We start from the raw sequence: 17003 nt of genomic DNA on the forward strand, positions 1-17003 counted from the left end.
CGTTACCCTTATTCTAGCGCCGCCGCCGGCAAAACATGCGGCCGAACGCCATCGTCCCGAGCGCAAGCTCAGAGCGGTGCGCAATCGCAGGCGCTGTATCGGCACCGCTCCCGGCCAGCCGGAAAGCGGCGAGACCGGCCTCGAAAGGCTGGCGGCCGCCAGCGGCTTCGGCTCGGTCGAAAGCCTGCGGGCGCATTTCCGACGGGTGGTCGGCGTCGCGCCGTCGGTCTACCGGCGCCGTTTCGCCGTGGCGTGATGCCGATTGCACCGGCAGACCGCCACCAGACTTGATCCAGCGCAAGCAATCGCAAGGGCCGTAGCGGAACTATTTGCGGTTACATGATGACGGGATGACGGTAAAAAAAGGTTGTCGATCAGCAAGCATTGTCACGAGCGATGTCTGCTGCCGGCACCGGGGACGGCCAACACGGCAACCCTGCACCCTTGATCAATACCCATCAAGTTCGAGATCGATAACTGCTCCAGCCCCGTGCCCGGAGTTGCACCGCGTTTGCCGCGGTGCCGCTGTTATCCCCCCGGATGGGCCAATCAAACCTGGAGGCAAACCGTGGCCGGCAATTCTTCCCTGAGCCAACCCAAGGCGTTTTACCTGATATTTTCGATCGAACTGTGGGAACGGTTCGGTTACTACGGCCTGCAGGGCATCATGGCGGTGTACCTCGTCAAGATGCTCGGCCTGCACGAGGCCGATTCGTTCACGCTGTTCTCGTCCTTTGTCGCGCTTGTCTACGGCCTGATCGCCGTCGGCGGCTGGCTCGGCGACAAGGTGCTCGGCACCAAGCGGACCATCATCCTCGGCGCGATCACGCTGGCGGTCGGCTACGCGATGATCGCGTTCTCGAATCACCAGGTTTCGTGGGTCTATCTCGGCATGGGCACGGTCGCCGTCGGTAACGGCCTGTTCAAGGCCAACCCGGGGTCGCTGCTGTCCAAGCTCTACGACAAGGACGACCCGCGCATCGACGGCGCGTTCACGATGTACTACATGGCGATCAACATCGGCTCGTTCTTCTCGATGCTGGCGACGCCGTGGCTGGCCAAGGAGTTCGGCTGGGGCGTGGCGTTCTCGCTGTCGGTCGTCGGCATGCTGATCACCATCGCCAACTTCCTGCTGTGCAAGAAGATGGTCGCCCAGTACGGCTCGGAGCCGGACTTCAAGCCGCTCAACCTCAAGTACCTCGCTTACGTGATCGTCGGCATCGTCGCGGTCTGTCTGGCCGCATCGTGGCTGCTCAAGCACCCGACCGTCGCCAACTACGGTCTGGCCGCGATCTCGATCGGCATCGTTGCGATCTTCATGAAGGAAACCTTCGCGCTGCAGGGCGCGGCGCGCAGCAAGATGATCGTCGCCTTCGTGCTGATGGTCGAAGCGGTGATCTTCTTCGTGCTCTACAACCAGATGCCGACGTCGCTGAACTTCTTCGCGATCAACAACACCGAGCACAGCCTGCTGGGCTTCGCGGTCCAGCCCGAGCAGTTCCAGGCACTGAACCCGTTCTGGATCATGATCGCCAGTCCGATCCTGGCGATGGCGTACAACAAGCTCGGCGACAGGCTGCCGATGCCGCACAAGTTCGCGATCGGCATGGTGCTGTGCTCGCTGGCCTTCCTGGCGCTGCCCTTCGGTGCGCGCTTTGCCAACGAGCATGGTCTGGTGTCGGCCAACTGGCTGGTGCTGAGCTACGCGCTGCAGAGCATCGGCGAGCTGCTGATTTCGGGCCTCGGTCTGGCGATGGTCGCGCAGCTGGTGCCGGAACGGCTGATGGGCTTCATCATGGGCGCGTGGTTCCTCACCACCGCGGCGGCGTCGGCAGTCAGCGGCATGGTCGCCGGCCTGACCGCGGTGCATGGCGACGTCAGCAACGCGCAGCAGTCGCTGGCGGTCTACAGCGACGTGTTCATGAAGATCGGCATCGTCACCGGCGTGATCGCCGTGCTGATGATCGTTACCGCGCCGCTGCTGGCGCGGATGATCAGCGGCGCCAAGGAAGTCGACGCCTTCGTGGCAGAAGGCGAGCTGGCCGCACAGCGTCCGCAGTAGGCACCGCCAACAAAACCCTGCTGGCGGCGTTGCGTTCACTTGCCGTACTTGCCGTACTTGCTTGTACTGTCTGCGTTTCGCGTGCCTTGCCAGCACCAGTTTCACTGGGTTTCATTAGCGACGCCAAGCGTCAATGCCCCGCAATGCGGGGCTTTTTCACATCCAGCCGAAGGCGCCGAGCACCGCGCCGGCGGCGATCAGCCACAGCGGGTTGAGCTTGGTCCTCAGCCCGACGATCACCGTCAGCCCGGCCAGCAGCGCCATGCGCAGGTTGCCGCTGCCGGTCGAGAGCAGCAGGACGCCGGTCGCCAGCGTCAGCGCGATCGTCAGCGGCGCTAGCGCGCGGCGGATCAGCCGGTGCCATCGGTGCTCGCGGTGGCGGTGGCCGTAGTGTTCGACCGCCAGTGCGATCAGCGACGACGGCAGGCACATCGCCAGCAGTGCCACCAGTGCGCCGGGCAGGCCGGCGATCTGCAGCCCGAACAGCAGCACGAACAGCAGGTTCGGCCCCGGGGCGACCTGCGCGATCGTGTAGCTGGCGGTAAAGGCCGATTCGCTCAGCCAGTGCTGCTCGGTGACGAGCACGCGATGCATGTCGGGCAGCACCGCGCTGGCACCGCCGAAGGCAATCAGCGACAGCTGGGCGAAGTGGCCGAACAGCGGCAGGAGCAGCGTCATCGGCGCGCTCCGATCAGGCAGATCAGCAGCGACAGCGGAATCAGCACCGCCAGCACCGGCAGCAGCGGCCAGCGCAGCAGCGCAACGGCGACGAAGGCCGCGCCACCGGTCAGCCACGCCAGGCCGAGCCCCTGTTGCGTGCGCGCCAGCTTGATGGCGGTGAGGATGATCAGTCCGGCGGCGACCGCGGTCATTCCGTGCAGCGCGCCCTGGATCGCCGGAATGCCGGCGACGTGCCGGTAGCCGAGGCCGAGCGCCAGCACGATCAGCCCCGGCGGGCCGATCAGCCCGAACGACGCGCTCAGCGCTCCCCTGAGGCCGGCGTGGCGGTAGCCGAACATCATCGCCAGATTGACGATGTTGGGGCCCGGCAGGATCTGGCCGGTGCTGAGCAGGTCGGCGAACTCGGCATCGTCGAGCCAGCCGCGTTCGTCGACCAGCACTCGCCGTGCCCACGGCAGCACGCCGCCGAAGCCGATCAGCCCCATCCGGGCGAAGGTGCGGAACAGCGTGGCCGGGGTGATCGGCAGCGGGGTGGCCGGCATGGTTAAAACCGTAACTAATCTGACACGCCATCGTAACGCCCTCCGGCTTTCAGATTGCCTTCAGCGTGCGATGCGAGGCATGCGCGCGACACCTGCGGCCCGCATGCTGCCGTTGACCGTGGCCGGTGCGGTCGGGATAATCCGCGGCTTCGCGGGAGAGTGGCCCGGCCTGAGTACCGGTCGCGGGTCCGCCGAAGGCGCAAGCTCCCAGAATCGCTCAGGCAAACGAACCGCGAAGCCAGTATCAGGCCAATTGGAGAGAGGCCGGCAACGCCGGTCCACCGAAGGGGCAATGCGCGGTCCGCCGCGCCAAACTCTCAGGTAAAAGGACAAGGGGAGAGGCCGCAAACACTTGCGGAGCCCCCATGCTGTCCACCATCTACCTCATCGCCATCACCGCCGAAGCCATGACCGGCGCGCTCGCCGCCGGCCGGCGCAACATGGACCTCTTCGGCGTGCTGGTCATCGCCTTCCTGACCGCGCTCGGCGGCGGCACCGTCCGCGACATCGTGCTCGGCCATTATCCGATCGGCTGGACCCAGCACCCCGAATACATCTGGCTGGTGCTGTCGGCCGGGCTGTTCACGGTGCTGGTCGCGCGCTTCATGCACCACCTCGGCAAAATCTTCCTGATCCTCGACGCGCTCGGGCTGATCGCCTTCACGCTGATCGGCTGCGAGGTCGCGCTGAAGATGAGCTACCACCCGACCGTGGTGATCATGGCCGGAATGACCACCGGCATCGCCGGCGGCGTGCTGCGCGACATCCTCTGCTCGCGCGTGCCGGTGGTGTTCCGCCACGAGCTGTACGCCAGCGTGTCGCTGCTGGTCGCGCTCAGCTATCTCGGCCTCGGCGAGCTCAAGGTCCAGCACGACGTCAATGTGCTGATGTCGTTCGCGCTCGGCCTGGTGATCCGGCTTTGCGCGATCTACCGCGGCTGGCGGCTGCCGGTGTTCTCGTACCGCCAGCCGATCGACTGATCGTCCGGACGAAAAAAAGGGCTGCCCGCGGGCAGCCCTTTTCGTACTGGCAGCGCCTCAGCGCGGCGGATTGACCACCACGTACTGCACCGAGGTGCCGGCGTACTGCGGCTGGTACCACGTGCTGCCGCACTGCTGGTAGGTGACGCCGCCGACGATGGTGGCGACGCAGCTCGGCGGCACCGAGTGGACGATGCTGCCGATGACGGCTGACGTGACCGCCGCCGTGGTAACCACCGCCGCGGTCCCGACTGCCGCAGCGGCGATCGGGTGGTCATAGCGTGGCGGCGGCGGGTAGTACGGCCGTGGCGGCGGATAGTAGGGGCGTGGCGCCCCGGCCGCGGCAGCGTGATAGACGCCGCCGTTCGGGCCGACGGCGGTGCGGCCGGCAACCCAGGCCTGGGCCGGAAGCGATGCCAGCAGCATCGAGGCTGCGGCCGCCAGTGCCAGCGTGGCTTTGAACTTGCGCATGGTGGGGTCTCCTTATTGTTTGGCCGACGCCGGCTTCGACGCCTCGTTGCGGGCGAAGTCGATCCGCTTGGCACCCTTGGGCGGCGTGAAGGTGAAGACCTCGTTGCCGAAGGCCGGCTGCGTCTGCCAGTTGAAGCGCACCGTGTGTTGCGGCCGGGCTTCGATGTCGGTCGCGGTGATCACCAGCTTGCACGGCAGCGGCTGCGCGCCCTTGCGAATCCACACCTGCCAGTCGGTGCCGGGCTTGCGGAACGCGTAGTGGGCGCAGCTCAGACCGCCGATGCGTTCGTCGCCGATGACACGCGCGGCGGTCAGGTCCTTGCCCTGATTGGGGTCGCTGCCCCAGTAGAACAGGTCGGCCAGCGGCGTTTCGATGCCGTACTTGTCGGCAATGTCGCCGACCAGCTCGCCGATCGTCTTCGGCGCCGCCGCGCTCGCGTAGAAGTTGTGCTGGCTGCCGTAGAGCGTGAAGGTCTTGCCGTCGTAGTACATCGTCCGTGCGCCCTGCTCGCCGCTGACGCTGGCCTTGAGCTTGTTCGGCCGCACCATCTGCATCTCGGCCTGACGGGCAAACTGCAGCGCCTGGCCGCTGTCGTCGACATAGTCGGTGGTGGTGTCGGCACGGAGGGCAAAGCGGGGCAGGCTGCGCAGGTAGTTGCCCATGGTCTCGAGTGCCTTGACCGCCTGCGGGTCGACCGCCTTGGCGGTACCGGCATCGGCGGCCAGTGCGCTGCCGGCGCATGCGGCCAGCAGCAGCGCTGCAGCGGTTCGGATTGGCTTCATCGCATCGTCCTTGTGGTCATGGTTTTACGCGTTCCGGTTCGTACAGGGCACAGCTTAGCCCGACACCCTTGTATTCGATAGTGTTGTTTTGTGCAACTATTTGCCAAGTGGGTTGCTGCAACTCCCGACTCGCGAGCGTGCAGGCCGCCGCGCATAATGGGCCGATGGAATCCTGGTCCTTCGCGTCCGCCTTCGTGCTGCTGCTGCTGGTCACCGACCCGCTGGGCAGCATTCCGCTGTTCGTTGCCATGCTCAAGCAGGTGCCGCGGCAGCGGCGCGTCCGGATGATCGTCCGCGAGGTGTCGGTCGCCTTCGTCGTGCTGCTGGTCTTCATGCTCACCGGCCGGCAGTTCCTCGCGCTGATGCATCTGTCGCAGACCTCGCTCGGCATCGCCGGCGGCGTGATCCTGTTCCTGATCGCGTTGCGCATGGTGTTTCCGCACCCGGACGGCGTGTTCGGCGACATCAAGGGCGGCGAGCCCTTTATCGTGCCGCTGGCGATCCCGCTGCTCGCCGGGCCGTCGGCGCTGGCGACGGTGCTGCTGCTGGTGTCGCGCGCGCCGGAGCGGCTATGGGAGTGGATCGGTGCGCTGGCGCTGACGATGGGCGTCTGCGCCCTGGTGCTCGGCTTCTCGGAGAAGATCGGCCAGGTGCTCGGCGAGCGCGTGACCACGGCGTTCGAGCGGCTGATGGGCCTGGTGCTGACGGCGATCGCCGTCGAGATGCTGCTGTCCGGCGTGCGCGACTACATCGCCTCGCTGGCGTGAGCGCTTGATTCCGGGCAAAGGGCCGATGCCATTTGCGTTTAGAATTCCGGACAGATTCGAACTACCGCCCAAGGAGCTGTGAGATGACCCAGAACGAACTGAAAGAAGCCGTCGGCCGCGCCGCGATCGCCTACGTGCCCGACGACTGCATCGTCGGCGTCGGCACCGGCTCGACCGCCAACTACTTCATCGACGCGCTGGCCGAGATCAAGGGCCGGATCCGCGGCGCCGTGTCGTCGAGCGAAGCGAGCATCGCCCGGCTGAAGAAGCACAACATCCCGGTCTACGACCTCAACACCGTCGACAGCCTGCCGGTCTACGTCGATGGCGCCGACGAGATCAACCACCAGCTGCAGATGATCAAGGGCGGCGGCGCCGCGCTGACGCGCGAGAAGATCGTCTCGGCCGTCGCCGAGCAGTTCGTCTGCATTGCCGATGCCAGCAAGTACGTCGGCGTGCTCGGCAACTTCCCGCTGCCGGTCGAGGTGATCCCGATGGCGCGCTCGTACGTCGCGCGCGAGCTGGTCAAGCTCGGCGGCCACCCGGCCTACCGCGAGGGCGTGGTGACCGACAACGGCAACGTCATCCTCGACGTGCACGGGCTGCGCATCGCCGAAGCGGCTAAACTGGAGTCCGAAATCAACCAGATCGTCGGTGTGGTCACCAATGGCCTGTTCGCGCGCCGCCGCGCCGACGTGCTGCTGCTCGGTACCGAGGACGGCGTCAAGACCTACAAGTGAGGCCGTGACCGACTGCCCCGGACGACTTGAAACAAAAAATTAACAAGACTCTGCGATGATCCGGGGTCTGTCCGCTGGAGCGCCCATGATGTCCGAACACATTTCCAAACAATTCGACGCCGAACTCGAGGCGATCCGCTCGAGCGTGCTCGGCATGGCCGGTCTGGTCGAAGACCAGGTGCGCCTGGCGATGGAAGCGCTGTCGACCGGCAATGTCGCCATCATCAACAAGGTGATCGAGCAGGAAGAGAAGGTCAACGCGATGCACGTGCAGCTCGACGACATGTGCATCCACATGATCGCGCGCCGCCAGCCGGCGGCGACCGACCTGCGCATGGTGATGACGGTGATCAAGTCGGTCGAGGACCTCGAGCGCATCGGCGACAAGGCCGCGCGCATCTGTGTCCGCGCCAAGAACATCTACGATGCCGGCAAGCTGCAGGTGCCGCGTTTCGCCGAGCTCGACCATATCGCCGAAGACGCGCTCGACATGCTCAGCAAGGCGCTCGACGCCTTCGCCCGCCTTGATGCCATCCCGGCGTCGGAAGTGATCCGCGACGACAGCCAGCTCGATACCGAGTACCGGGCGCTGCAACGGCTGCTGATCACGATCATGATGGAAGACCCGCGCCAGATCACCCTGACGCTGGACATCCTGTGGATCGCCAAGGCGATCGAGCGCATCGGCGATCTCGCGGTCAATATCGCCGAGCAGGTGATCTTCCTCGTCAAGGGGCAGGACGTCCGCCACAAGAGCCAGGAAGAGGTCGACAGCGTCGTCCACGCTAAGCGCGAAGAGTAAGCAGCGCACCCGACCGCAACGCCCCGCTCGCCGGGGCGTTTTCACGTCCGCGCCGCGGACCCGGGAATACGCCGGCTTGGCGCATCCCGGCAGACCGCGGTACCGTTGAGTCTTCCAACCGACTGTCCCGACCATGAACGACGCTACGCTGATCGCCGCCGTTGACCTCGGCTCCAACAGTTTCCGGCTGCAGATCGCCCGCGTGCAGGACGGCACGCTGGTGCCGCTGACCACGCTGAAGGAAACGGTGCGCCTTGCCGGCGGGCTCGACGCGGCGGGGCGACTGAGCCCGGAGATCCAGCACGAAGCGCTGTCGGCACTGGGGCGTTTCGGCAAGGCGCTGGCCGGGCTCGCGCCCGGGCAGGTACGCATCGTTGCGACCAACACTTTCCGCATCGCCGCGAACATCGACGCCTTCCAGCCGCTGGCCGAGGCCGCGCTCGGCTTTCCGGTCGAGATCGTCGCCGGCCTGGAAGAGGCCAGGCTGATCTATATCGGCGCGGCGCACAGCCTGCCGGGCAGCCGCAAGGCCAGGCTGATCGTCGACATCGGCGGCGGATCGACCGAGCTGATCATTGGCCGGCAATTCCAGCCGCAGACGATGGAAAGCGTGCTCGTCGGCTGCGTGAGCTGGAGCCAGCGTTTCTTTCCCGACGGCAGGATCACCGAGGCCGCGCTGCAGGCCGCCGAGCTGGCCGCGCGCGAGCTGCTCGAGCCGGTCGCCGGCCAGTTCGCGCCGGAACACTGGAACAACGCGATCGGCACCTCGGGCACGTCGCGCTCGATTGCCGACGTGCTCGAACTCAACGGCCTGACGCAGTCGGGCATCAGCCGAGACGGGCTGGACCGGCTGCGGCAGATCCTGCTCGACGCCGGCCACGTCGACGCGGTCGACCTCAAGGGGCTGCGCGCCGACCGCCGACCGGTGCTGGCGGGCGGTTTCGCGATCATCAATGCGGTGTTCGGCATGCTCGGCATCGAACGGATGGCGATCACCCAGGGCGCGCTGCGCGACGGCGTGCTCTACGACCTGATGGACCGGCGCGGCCTGCTCGACGTGCGCGAGCGCACCGTCGGTGCGTTCCAGCGCCGTTACCATATCGATGTCGCCCAGGCTTCCCGGGTCGCCGAACTGGCCGCGCTGCTGTTCCGGCAACTGCACGACGGCAACGACGACCGCGCCCGCGCGCTGTCGCACGCGGCGCGGCTGCACGAAATCGGCCGGCTGATCGCCCATGTCGGCTACCACAAGCACGCCGCCTACATCCTGCAGCATGCCGACATGCAGGGCTTTTCGCGCAGCGAGCAGGCCCGGCTGGCGCAACTGGCGCTGGTCCAGCGCGGCAGCCTCGCCAAGCTCGACGGCGCCGCGCGCAGGCAGGCGGACTGGGCGGAGATCCTCGCGCTGCGGCTGGCGGTGCTGTTCTGCCGCGGCCGCAAGACGCACTGGCCGGAGACGCTGCGCCTGTGCCCGCAGGACGACGGCTTCCGGCTCGACATCGATCACGCCTGGCTGTCGGCCAATCCGCTGACCGCATTCGCACTCGACGAGGAAACCCGCCAATGGCAAAAGCCGCGGTTCATCATCGCAAGAACAAGCTGAGGCAGCACCTGCGCGCCGACAAGGCGGGCAGCCACCCGGGAACGATGCAGTATGTCGGCCCGCGCCGTCCCGAAGACACGCTGGCGACGCTGATCGAGTTTGGCCCCGACGACAACGACTTCATCGAAACCCGCTTCACCTCGCTCGAGGAAGGCAAGGTCTTCGAGCGCACGCACCAGACCTTCTGGCTCAACCTGCACGGACTCGCCAATCTCGAGCTGCTCAAGTTCGTCGGCAAGCGTTTCGGCCTGCACCCGCTGACGATGGAGGACATCGTCCACACCGAGCAGCGACCCAAGGTCGAGGTCTATCCGGGCTATCTGTTCATCGTTGCCCGGCTGGCGAGCGTCGACGCCGACGGCATGCTCTGCAGCGAGCAGGTCAGCATCGTCGTTGGGCGCGGCTACGTGCTGACCTTCCAGGAGCAGCCGACCGGCACGTTCAGCAGCATCCGCGACAGCCTGAAGAACGCGCAGTCGCAGGTCCGCAAGCTCGGCGCCGACTATCTGGTCTATTCGCTGCTCGACAAGCTGGTTGACCGCTACTTCAGCGTGCTCGAAACCATCGGCGACCGGATCGAGCTCGTCGACGACCAGATCGCCGCCGGTCCGGTGCCCGACCATCTGACCGATATTCAGGAGCTGCGGCGCAGCATGCTTGGCATCAAGCGCGGGCTGTGGCCGCTGCGCGAGGTGATCAACGTGCTGCAGCGCGACGACGCCGACTTCTTCCGCGAGGAAACCCAGCTCTATCTGCGCGACGTCTACGACCACACGGTGCAGCTGATCGAAAGCACCGAAGCGCTGCGCGAACTGGTCGGCAACCTGCAGGATTCCTACCTGTCGCTGCAGTCGCACCGGATGAACCTGCAGATGCGCATGCTCACGGTGATCACGACGCTGTTCATGCCGCTGACGCTGATCGCCGGCATCTACGGCATGAATTTCGACGTGATGCCCGAGCTGCGCTGGCGCTGGGGCTACTTCGGCGCGCTGGGGATGATGGCCGTCGTGGCGGGCGGACTAATCGTCTTCTTCCGCCGGAAGCGGTGGTTCTGAGCCCCGCTCGCCTTGCCTGCGCGGTCCTTCGCGCAGGTCGGCCAGCACCAGGCCGTCCTCGGTGAGATAGGGCGGCTGGACGGGCTGGCGGTGGCGGCGTTCGGCGTGCCGGCGCGGCAGCCAGCATTCGGCCTCTTGATCGCGTGAGTCGGACATGGGGCTGATCCTCGTCTGTCATCTCGTTTCAGCATAGCCCGCTGTCTCACCAGAACCAGGCAATCGCGAAAACGCCGAGCATCGCCAGCGCGATCGCGACCTTGGCGACGGCGGCGATCAGCAGGCCGATCCACGTGGCCAGGCCGACCCTGCCGGCCTGAATGGCGTCGCGTCGGGCCAGGTATTCGCCGAGTGCCGCGCCGACGAACGGCCCGATGATCAGCCCGATCACCCCGCCGGCTATCCCCAGCACCGCACCGATCATCGACCCCCATACCGCCTGCGGGCTGGCACCGACCCGCTTGGCGCCGAGCGCGCCGGCGACGAAGTCGAGCAGGATCGCCAGCAGCAGCAGCGCGCCGAGCACGCCCAGCGTCACCCAACCGATCCGGTTGAAGCCGTCGGCCCAGGCCGCGAGCAGCATCCCGCCGAAAACGAACGGTGTGCCGGGCAGCATCGGCAGCAGGCTGCCGGCCAGGCCGATCAGGATCAGCGCCGTGGCGAGCAGGAGCCAGAGGGTGTAGGCGTCGGTCATGGCGTCTCCTTGTGCCAGTTGGATGGGGTGATGAATCAACGGAGTCGATCCCGGTCTCCGAGTTCCCGTCTGTGCGATGCCTTGCCACGTTGAGCGGATTTGCCCGACGCCGCCGTTGCGGCATCTCCCTCGCTTGCTAGAGTGAGTTTTAAGCCAATCATTCATAAATCTTACTCTGTACGTTTTATGTGAGGAGGGACCTTATGCATTCCGCTTCCCGTTCGCGCGGCTCGCTGCGCACGATGCTGGGCTGGCTCAGGCTGGGCGGCGTCGATACGCAGAGCCGCCAGGCACTCGAGCTGGCCGCCGACGCCGTTGTCAGCATCGACGCCGCCGGTTGCATCGGCCTGTACAACGCCGCGGCCGAACGGCTGTGGGGCTACCGCCCCGACGAGGTGCTGGGGCGGCCGGGGCGGATGCTGCTGTCGCAGCTCGACGACCCGGCGGGCCGGCATGGCGCCGTCGACGAATCTCAGATCGAATGCAAGGATGGCCGCAGGCGCTGGGTCGCCGTGTCGCTGTCGCGCCTGCCCGGCAGTGTCGCCTGTACCGCCTTCGTCCGGGACGTCTCCGCCGAGCGCAGCAGCCGCGAGGTCATCGCGCAGACGCTTGAACAGGCGCTCGATGCGGTGGTGACGATCGACGAGAACAACCTCGTCACCTTCTTCAACCGCGCCGCCGAACAGTTCTGGGGCTACAGCCGTGGCGAAGTCGTCGGCCAGAACGTCAAGATGCTGGTGCCGCGCGGCATCCAGGCGGGCCATGACGGCTACGTCGACGCCAACCGCCATACCGGGCAGGACAAGATCGTCGGCACCAGCCGCGAGGTGCAGGTCGAGCGCAAGGACGGCAGCAAGGTCTGGGGCAGCCTGTCGCTGTCCAAGGTCAGGCTGGATGACAAGATCATCTACACCGCTTTCGTCAAGGACGTGACCCGCGAGCGCGAAGCGCGCGAGGTGATCAACCAGACGCTCGAACAGGCGCTCGACGCGGTGGTGACGATCGACGCGGCCAACAACGTCACCTTTTTCAACGCCGCGGCCGAGGCGCTGTGGAATCTGCGCCGCAACGAAGTGATCGGCCAGAACGTCAAGATGCTGGTGCCGCAGGGCATCCAGGCCAACCATGATCACTATGTCAATGCCAACCGGGTGACCGGTCAGGACAAGATCGTCGGTACGCGGCGCGAGGTGTGCATCGAGCGCCGCGACGGCAGCAAGGTCTGGGCGACGCTGTCGCTGTCCAAGGTGCGTTCGGGCGACCAGATCAGCTACACCGCCTTCGTCAAGGACATCACCCGCGAGCGCGAGGCGCGCGAGATGATGAACCAGACGCTCGAGCAGGCGCTCGACGCGGTGGTGACGATCGACGAGCACAACAACGTCACCTCGTTCAACGCCGCGGCGGAAAAGCTCTGGGGTTACGGGCGTGCCGAGGCAATCGGCCAGAACGTCAAGAAGCTCGTACCGCAGGCAATCCAGTCGAACCACGACGGCTACGTCAACGCCAACCGCCAGACCGGGCAGGACAAGATCGTCGGCACCAGCCGCGAGGTGTGCATCGAGCGCAAGGACGGCGCGAAGATCTGGGGGCAGCTGTCGCTGTCGAAAATCCGGCTCGACGGCAAGATCGCCTACACGGCCTTCGTCAAGGACGTCACGGTCACGCGGCAGGCGCGCGATACCACCGATGCGGCAATGGGCGCGGTGCTGACGTCGAGCAACCAGATCGGCCAGATCGTCGCGGTGATCGACGGCATCGCCGCGCAGACCAATCTGCTGTCGCTGAACGCGGCGATCGAGGCGGCACGGGCCGGCGAGGCAGGCCGTGGCTTTGCTGTCGTTGCCGACGAGGTGCGCAATCTGGCGACGCGTTCGGCCGATTCGGCGCGCGAAATCGGCGGCCTGGTCGACGAGACCAAGCTGCGGATCAACGAGCTGGCGGTCTCGCTCGAGCGCCTGTCCGGCGGATAGCGAATGCTGCGGCCGTGAAAAAGGGCAGCGAAGGCTGCCCTTTGTTGCTGGTGCTGGAGCGGGTCAGGCCTTGGGGGCCTCGGCCGGCCGGTTCGATGCCAGCCAGAACAGCACGCCGCCGGCAATGATCATCGGCAGGCTCAGCCACTGGCCCATCGACAGCTGGCCGGCGAGCAGGCCGAGGAAATCGTCCGGCTCGCGGGCGAATTCGGCAATGAAGCGGAAACCGCCGTAGCCGAGCAGGAACAGCGCCGACACCTGGCCGCGGTGGCGCGGCCTGGCCGAGTACCACCACAGCAGCGCGAACAGCACGATGCCCTCGAGCACCATTTCGTACAGCTGCGATGCATGACGCGGCAGCATGCCGTACTGCGCCAGCCATTCCTGCCACTGCGGGTTGTCCGCGGCGACGCGCAGGTCCTCGGCGCGGGCGCTCGGAAAGCCCATCGCCCAGACGTTCGTCGGCGCAGTGACCCGGCCCCACAGTTCGCCATTGATGAAGTTGCCGAGCCGGCCGAAAGCGAGGCCGATCGGCACCAGTGGCGCGACGAAGTCGGCAACTTCGAAGAAGCGCCGGTGGGTCTTGCGGGCAAACCAGATCATCGCGAACAGCACGCCGAGAAAACCGCCGTGGAACGACATGCCGCCTTCCCAGACCTTGAGGATGTCGAGCGGGTTCGCGAGATAGAAACCCGGCTTGTAGAACAGGACATAACCGAGCCGGCCGCCGAGGATCACGCCGAGCACGCCGTAGAACAGCAGGTCGTCCATTTCCTCGGCCTTCCAGCCCGGCGGATTGCCGTTGCGAATGCGCATGCGGCCGAGCAGCAGGAACAGCATGAAGCCGAACAGATACATCAGCCCGTACCAGTGCACGCCGAAGGAGCCGATCGAAAACGCGACCGGGTTGAGTTGCGGGTGAATCAGCATGAAACGCATCCACGTTTGAGAACGGCCACGATTATAGTCTGCGTCCCATGCCGTCCGGTGCGGGATTCGTGCGCGGGAACTTTGCGCCACCGTTCTGCAATGCGGGACAACACGGCTTGTCGCCGGGGTGAAGTCGTGGCGAACGAAATTCGTTAGAATCGGCGGGTACCCAACCGTTCGCTGCAGGTTAGCCCACCATGCCCCAATATCGTTCCCATACCTCGACCCACGGTCGCAACATGGCCGGCGCACGCGCCTTGTGGCGCGCCACCGGCATGAAGGACGGCGACTTCGGCAAGCCGATCATCGCCATCGCCAACTCGTTCACCCAGTTCGTCCCCGGCCATGTGCATCTGCACAACCTCGGCCAGATGGTGGCGCGCGAGATCGAGAAGGCCGGCGGCATCGCCAAGGAATTCAACACGATCGCCGTCGACGACGGCATCGCCATGGGCCACGGCGGCATGCTCTACAGCCTGCCGAGCCGTGACCTGATCGCCGATTCGGTCGAATACATGGTCAACGCGCACTGCGCCGACGCGATCGTCTGTATCTCGAACTGCGACAAGATCACCCCGGGGATGCTGATGGCCGCGCTGCGGCTGAACATCCCGGTGATCTTCGTTTCCGGCGGTCCGATGGAGGCCGGCAAGGTCAACTGGCACGGCGAAATCCGCAAGCTCGACCTCGTCGACGCGATGGTCGAGGCCGCCAACGACAAGGTGTCGGACGAAGAAGTCGCCGCGGTTGAACGCAGCGCCTGCCCGACCTGTGGCTCGTGCTCGGGCATGTTCACCGCCAACTCGATGAACTGCCTGACCGAAGCGCTGGGGCTGTCGCTGCCGGGCAACGGCTCGATGCTGGCGACGCATGCCGACCGCAAGCAGCTGTTCCTGCAGGCCGGCCGCACCATCGTCGAGCTGGCCAAGCGCTATTACGAACAGGACGACGAGAGCGTGCTGCCGCGCTCGATCGCCAGCTATCAGGCATTCGAGAACGCGATGAGCCTCGACGTCGCGATGGGCGGGTCGACCAATACCGTGCTGCACCTGCTGGCCGCGGCCAACGAGGCCGGGGTCGATTTCAAGATGACCGACATCGACCGGATCAGCCGTCGCGTGCCCTGCCTCGCCAAGGTCGCACCGGCGACGCAGAAATATCATATGGAAGACGTCCACCGTGCCGGCGGCGTGGTCGGCATCCTGTCCGAGCTCGACCGCGCCGGACTGATCAACCGCGACGTGCCGACGGTCCACGCCCGAACGCTCGGCGAAGGCCTGGCACAGTGGGATGTGATCACCAATGGCGAGGACAGCGCCGCGCGGCTGTTCTACCGCGCCGCACCGGGCGGGATCGCCACGACGGTGGCGTTCAGCCAGAGCATGCGTTACCCGGAGCTGGATCTCGACCGTGCCGGCGGCTGCATCCGCAACAAGGAAAACGCCTACAGCCAGGATGGCGGCCTTGCCGTGCTGTACGGCAACATCGCCGAGCGCGGCTGCATCGTGAAGACCGCCGGCGTCGACGACAGCATCCTCAAGTTCACCGGCCGGGTACGCATTTTCGAAAGCCAGGACGACGCGGTTGCCGGCATCCTCGCCGACCAGATCGTCGCCGGCGATCTGGTGCTGATCCGCTACGAAGGTCCCAAGGGCGGCCCGGGCATGCAGGAAATGCTCTATCCGACCTCGTACCTGAAGTCCAAGGGCCTGGGCAAGGAATGTGCGTTGCTGACCGACGGCCGCTTCTCGGGCGGCACGTCCGGCCTGTCGATCGGTCACGTCAGCCCCGAGGCGGCCGAAGGCGGTGCGATCGGCCTGGCGGAGGAGGGCGATACCATCGAGATCGACATCCCGAACCGCAGCATCCACCTCGCGGTCAGCGACGAGGAACTGGCGCGCCGCCGCGCCGCGATGGAGGCGCGCGGCAAGGACGCCTGGAAGCCGCTCGGCCGCGAGCGCTATGTCAGCCTGGCGCTGCGTGCCTATGCGGCGATGACCACCAGCGCCGATACCGGCGCGGTACGCGACGTGGCCCAGGTCGAGCGCAAGTGACCGGGTAGAACAGGAAGGTCGGCTCATCAGCCGGCCTTTTTTCATTGGGGGCAAGGATGGAAAGCGTGAACGCAGCGACCATTCGCGCGCGGATGCTCGATGTGGTCGCCGCGGTACCCGAAGGGCGGGTCGCCACCTACGGCGATATCGCCCGGCTGGCGGGCTTCCCGCGTCATTCGCGCCAGGTCGGTGTTGCGCTGCGGGAGCCGGGCAACGAGGTGCCGTGGCATCGCATCGTCAACCACGAAGGCCGGATCAGCCGGCGAGGGCTGGACGGCAGTGATGAATTGCAGCGCTATCTGCTTGAGGCAGAAGGCGTCGCCTTCGATGCGGAAGGGCGGATTGCGCTGAGACAATACCGCTGGGAAATGGCACGCTGAGCCGGAAACGAAAAAGCCGCTTCGTGAGAAGCGGCTTTTTGAAATCTTGGTGGCCAGTCGCGGAATCGAACCACGGACACGCGGATTTTCAATCCGCTGCTCTACCAACTGAGCTAACTGGCCAACCGAGGAAGCGAATTAAACACTATCGATCGTGAGGCGTCAACACCTTTCGAAAAAATAAACTGATAAAGGGGTAGGGTATCTGTACGGGCCGCTTTGCGCGCCTGACGAGAATCGCGCTCGTGTTGCTGTACTTTGCTAGTCACGCCGCTCATGCCTTCGATGATCCACTCGCCGTTCTGCGCCGCGTATGCGTCGGAACGGGGTCGCCGGCATCTCTCCATACAGCGCTTTGGCGGGATAGTGCCGCCCGGCTCTGGCCGGTGCCTCCGATGTGGGGCGCGACCACGGCCTGGCCGCCTCCGGTCGCAGGGCGGGCGGGTGTACCTCGCCGCAATTTAGCCCCCGGCGCGGCCCATCCAG

At 66.0% G+C, this 17003-nt stretch carries 18 protein-coding genes, 1 tRNA gene and 2 riboswitches; of the genes, 11 read left to right on the forward strand and 8 right to left on the reverse strand.

Features of this window, described 5'->3' with window-relative positions:
* Positions 1-76: 76 nt before the first annotated feature.
* Both BJP62_RS14140 and dtpA read left to right on the forward strand, forming a co-directional pair.
* The gene (locus BJP62_RS14140) at positions 77-256 is read left to right on the forward strand and encodes a hypothetical protein (protein WP_070530597.1); all 180 of its coding nucleotides are present in this window, start codon (positions 77-79) and stop codon (positions 254-256) included.
* A 312-nt stretch (positions 257-568) separates the two neighbouring features.
* Positions 569-2062: a dipeptide/tripeptide permease DtpA gene (gene dtpA / locus BJP62_RS14145; RefSeq protein ID WP_070530599.1), complete on the forward strand. Its 1494-nt coding sequence runs from the start codon at positions 569-571 to the stop codon at positions 2060-2062.
* Positions 2063-2218: 156 nt separating this feature from the next.
* Here the strand turns inward: dtpA and BJP62_RS14150 are convergent, their stop codons facing one another.
* Together BJP62_RS14150 and BJP62_RS14155 are read right to left on the reverse strand one after the other, a co-directional pair.
* Entirely contained in the window at positions 2219-2740 is a 522-nt protein-coding gene (locus BJP62_RS14150) for a chromate transporter (RefSeq protein WP_070530601.1), read from the reverse strand.
* A complete protein-coding gene (locus BJP62_RS14155; protein ID WP_070530603.1) occupies positions 2737-3285 on the reverse strand; it encodes a chromate transporter in 549 nt (182 codons plus the stop codon). Before BJP62_RS14155 ends, BJP62_RS14150 begins: the two co-directional genes overlap by 4 nt.
* A 142-nt stretch (positions 3286-3427) precedes the next feature.
* Positions 3428-3528, forward strand: a riboswitch (glycine riboswitch).
* A riboswitch (glycine riboswitch) is annotated at positions 3529-3628 on the forward strand.
* A gap of 22 nt (positions 3629-3650) precedes the next feature.
* Between BJP62_RS14155 and BJP62_RS14160 the strand changes: the two genes are divergently transcribed.
* Positions 3651-4265, forward strand: coding sequence for a trimeric intracellular cation channel family protein (locus BJP62_RS14160; protein WP_070530605.1), 615 nt, complete (start codon positions 3651-3653; stop codon positions 4263-4265).
* 57 nt (positions 4266-4322) lie between these two features.
* Here BJP62_RS14160 and BJP62_RS18860 read toward each other — a convergent pair whose 3' ends face one another.
* Positions 4323-4736: a hypothetical protein gene (locus BJP62_RS18860; protein WP_205700906.1), complete on the reverse strand. Its 414-nt coding sequence runs from the start codon at positions 4734-4736 to the stop codon at positions 4323-4325.
* Between the two features lie 12 nt (positions 4737-4748).
* Positions 4749-5519 (reverse strand): DUF2092 domain-containing protein, encoded by a 771-nt coding sequence (locus BJP62_RS14170; RefSeq protein ID WP_070530606.1) that lies wholly within the window; start codon positions 5517-5519, stop codon positions 4749-4751.
* A gap of 164 nt (positions 5520-5683) precedes the next feature.
* Between BJP62_RS14170 and BJP62_RS14175 the strand changes: the two genes are divergently transcribed.
* The 5 genes from BJP62_RS14175 to corA all read left to right on the forward strand — a co-directional run bounded on the left by BJP62_RS14175 (position 5684) and on the right by corA (position 10489).
* On the forward strand, positions 5684-6286 hold the full coding sequence (locus tag BJP62_RS14175; protein ID WP_070530608.1) for a MarC family protein: 603 nt from the start codon (positions 5684-5686) through the stop codon (positions 6284-6286).
* Positions 6287-6369: 83 nt separating this feature from the next.
* Positions 6370-7026, forward strand: a complete 657-nt coding sequence (gene rpiA / locus BJP62_RS14180) for a ribose-5-phosphate isomerase RpiA (protein WP_070530610.1) — start codon at positions 6370-6372, stop codon at positions 7024-7026.
* Positions 7027-7111: 85 nt separating this feature from the next.
* The gene (phoU, locus tag BJP62_RS14185; protein ID WP_308417867.1) at positions 7112-7828 is read left to right on the forward strand and encodes a phosphate signaling complex protein PhoU; all 717 of its coding nucleotides are present in this window, start codon (positions 7112-7114) and stop codon (positions 7826-7828) included.
* 133 nt (positions 7829-7961) lie between these two features.
* Positions 7962-9431, forward strand: a complete 1470-nt coding sequence (locus BJP62_RS14190) for a Ppx/GppA phosphatase family protein (protein WP_205700907.1) — start codon at positions 7962-7964, stop codon at positions 9429-9431.
* The gene (corA, locus tag BJP62_RS14195; protein WP_236943611.1) at positions 9392-10489 is read left to right on the forward strand and encodes a magnesium/cobalt transporter CorA; all 1098 of its coding nucleotides are present in this window, start codon (positions 9392-9394) and stop codon (positions 10487-10489) included. Before BJP62_RS14190 ends, corA begins: the two co-directional genes overlap by 40 nt.
* Here corA and BJP62_RS18500 read toward each other — a convergent pair.
* Together BJP62_RS18500 and BJP62_RS14200 are read right to left on the reverse strand one after the other, a co-directional pair.
* Positions 10454-10645 (reverse strand): hypothetical protein, encoded by a 192-nt coding sequence (locus BJP62_RS18500; protein ID WP_145927213.1) that lies wholly within the window; start codon positions 10643-10645, stop codon positions 10454-10456. The two genes, corA and BJP62_RS18500, sit on opposite strands and share 36 nt — an antisense overlap.
* 46 nt (positions 10646-10691) lie before the next feature.
* Positions 10692-11180 (reverse strand): DUF456 domain-containing protein, encoded by a 489-nt coding sequence (locus BJP62_RS14200; RefSeq protein WP_070530611.1) that lies wholly within the window; start codon positions 11178-11180, stop codon positions 10692-10694.
* Positions 11181-11383: 203 nt separating this feature from the next.
* On the opposite strand from BJP62_RS14200, the gene BJP62_RS14205 reads away from it, so the two are divergent.
* A complete protein-coding gene (locus BJP62_RS14205) occupies positions 11384-13153 on the forward strand; it encodes a PAS domain S-box protein (protein ID WP_205700908.1) in 1770 nt (589 codons plus the stop codon).
* 63 nt (positions 13154-13216) lie between these two features.
* Here BJP62_RS14205 and lgt read toward each other — a convergent pair whose 3' ends face one another.
* Positions 13217-14083, reverse strand: coding sequence for a prolipoprotein diacylglyceryl transferase (gene lgt / locus BJP62_RS14210; RefSeq protein WP_070532773.1), 867 nt, complete (start codon positions 14081-14083; stop codon positions 13217-13219).
* 197 nt (positions 14084-14280) lie between these two features.
* Between lgt and ilvD the strand changes: the two genes are divergently transcribed.
* Positions 14281-16137 carry a dihydroxy-acid dehydratase gene (gene ilvD / locus BJP62_RS14215; protein ID WP_070530617.1) on the forward strand — a complete coding sequence of 619 codons (1857 nt, stop codon included), beginning with the start codon at positions 14281-14283 and terminating at the stop codon, positions 16135-16137.
* A gap of 65 nt (positions 16138-16202) precedes the next feature.
* A complete protein-coding gene (locus BJP62_RS14220; RefSeq protein ID WP_374749720.1) occupies positions 16203-16517 on the forward strand; it encodes an MGMT family protein in 315 nt (104 codons plus the stop codon).
* Between the two features lie 47 nt (positions 16518-16564).
* On the opposite strand, the gene BJP62_RS14225 is transcribed toward BJP62_RS14220, so the two are convergent.
* Positions 16565-16640 (reverse strand) — tRNA-Phe (locus tag BJP62_RS14225).
* Between the last annotated feature and the right edge of the window lie 363 nt (positions 16641-17003).

The sequence above is a fragment of the Jeongeupia sp. USM3 genome, from assembly GCF_001808185.1.
Classification (GTDB): domain Bacteria; phylum Pseudomonadota; class Gammaproteobacteria; order Burkholderiales; family Chitinibacteraceae; genus Jeongeupia.

What these genes read in the sequence shown, in the direction of transcription:
- BJP62_RS14150 (WP_070530601.1), bottom strand. Translation starts at nt 2,740, where the DNA reads ATGACGCTGCTCCTGCCGCTGTTCGGCCACTTCGCCCAGCTGTCGCTG.
- BJP62_RS14155 (WP_070530603.1), bottom strand. Translation starts at nt 3,285, where the DNA reads ATGCCGGCCACCCCGCTGCCGATCACCCCGGCCACGCTGTTCCGCACC.
- BJP62_RS14160 (WP_070530605.1), top strand. Translation starts at nt 3,651, where the DNA reads ATGCTGTCCACCATCTACCTCATCGCCATCACCGCCGAAGCCATGACC.
- BJP62_RS18860 (WP_205700906.1), bottom strand. Translation starts at nt 4,736, where the DNA reads ATGCGCAAGTTCAAAGCCACGCTGGCACTGGCGGCCGCAGCCTCGATG.
- BJP62_RS14170 (WP_070530606.1), bottom strand. Translation starts at nt 5,519, where the DNA reads ATGAAGCCAATCCGAACCGCTGCAGCGCTGCTGCTGGCCGCATGCGCC.
- BJP62_RS14175 (WP_070530608.1), top strand. Translation starts at nt 5,684, where the DNA reads ATGGAATCCTGGTCCTTCGCGTCCGCCTTCGTGCTGCTGCTGCTGGTC.
- rpiA (WP_070530610.1), top strand. Translation starts at nt 6,370, where the DNA reads ATGACCCAGAACGAACTGAAAGAAGCCGTCGGCCGCGCCGCGATCGCC.
- phoU (WP_308417867.1), top strand. Translation starts at nt 7,112, where the DNA reads ATGATGTCCGAACACATTTCCAAACAATTCGACGCCGAACTCGAGGCG.
- BJP62_RS14190 (WP_205700907.1), top strand. Translation starts at nt 7,962, where the DNA reads ATGAACGACGCTACGCTGATCGCCGCCGTTGACCTCGGCTCCAACAGT.
- corA (WP_236943611.1), top strand. Translation starts at nt 9,392, where the DNA reads ATGGCAAAAGCCGCGGTTCATCATCGCAAGAACAAGCTGAGGCAGCAC.
- BJP62_RS18500 (WP_145927213.1), bottom strand. Translation starts at nt 10,645, where the DNA reads ATGTCCGACTCACGCGATCAAGAGGCCGAATGCTGGCTGCCGCGCCGG.
- BJP62_RS14200 (WP_070530611.1), bottom strand. Translation starts at nt 11,180, where the DNA reads ATGACCGACGCCTACACCCTCTGGCTCCTGCTCGCCACGGCGCTGATC.
- BJP62_RS14205 (WP_205700908.1), top strand. Translation starts at nt 11,384, where the DNA reads ATGCATTCCGCTTCCCGTTCGCGCGGCTCGCTGCGCACGATGCTGGGC.
- lgt (WP_070532773.1), bottom strand. Translation starts at nt 14,083, where the DNA reads ATGCTGATTCACCCGCAACTCAACCCGGTCGCGTTTTCGATCGGCTCC.
- ilvD (WP_070530617.1), top strand. Translation starts at nt 14,281, where the DNA reads ATGCCCCAATATCGTTCCCATACCTCGACCCACGGTCGCAACATGGCC.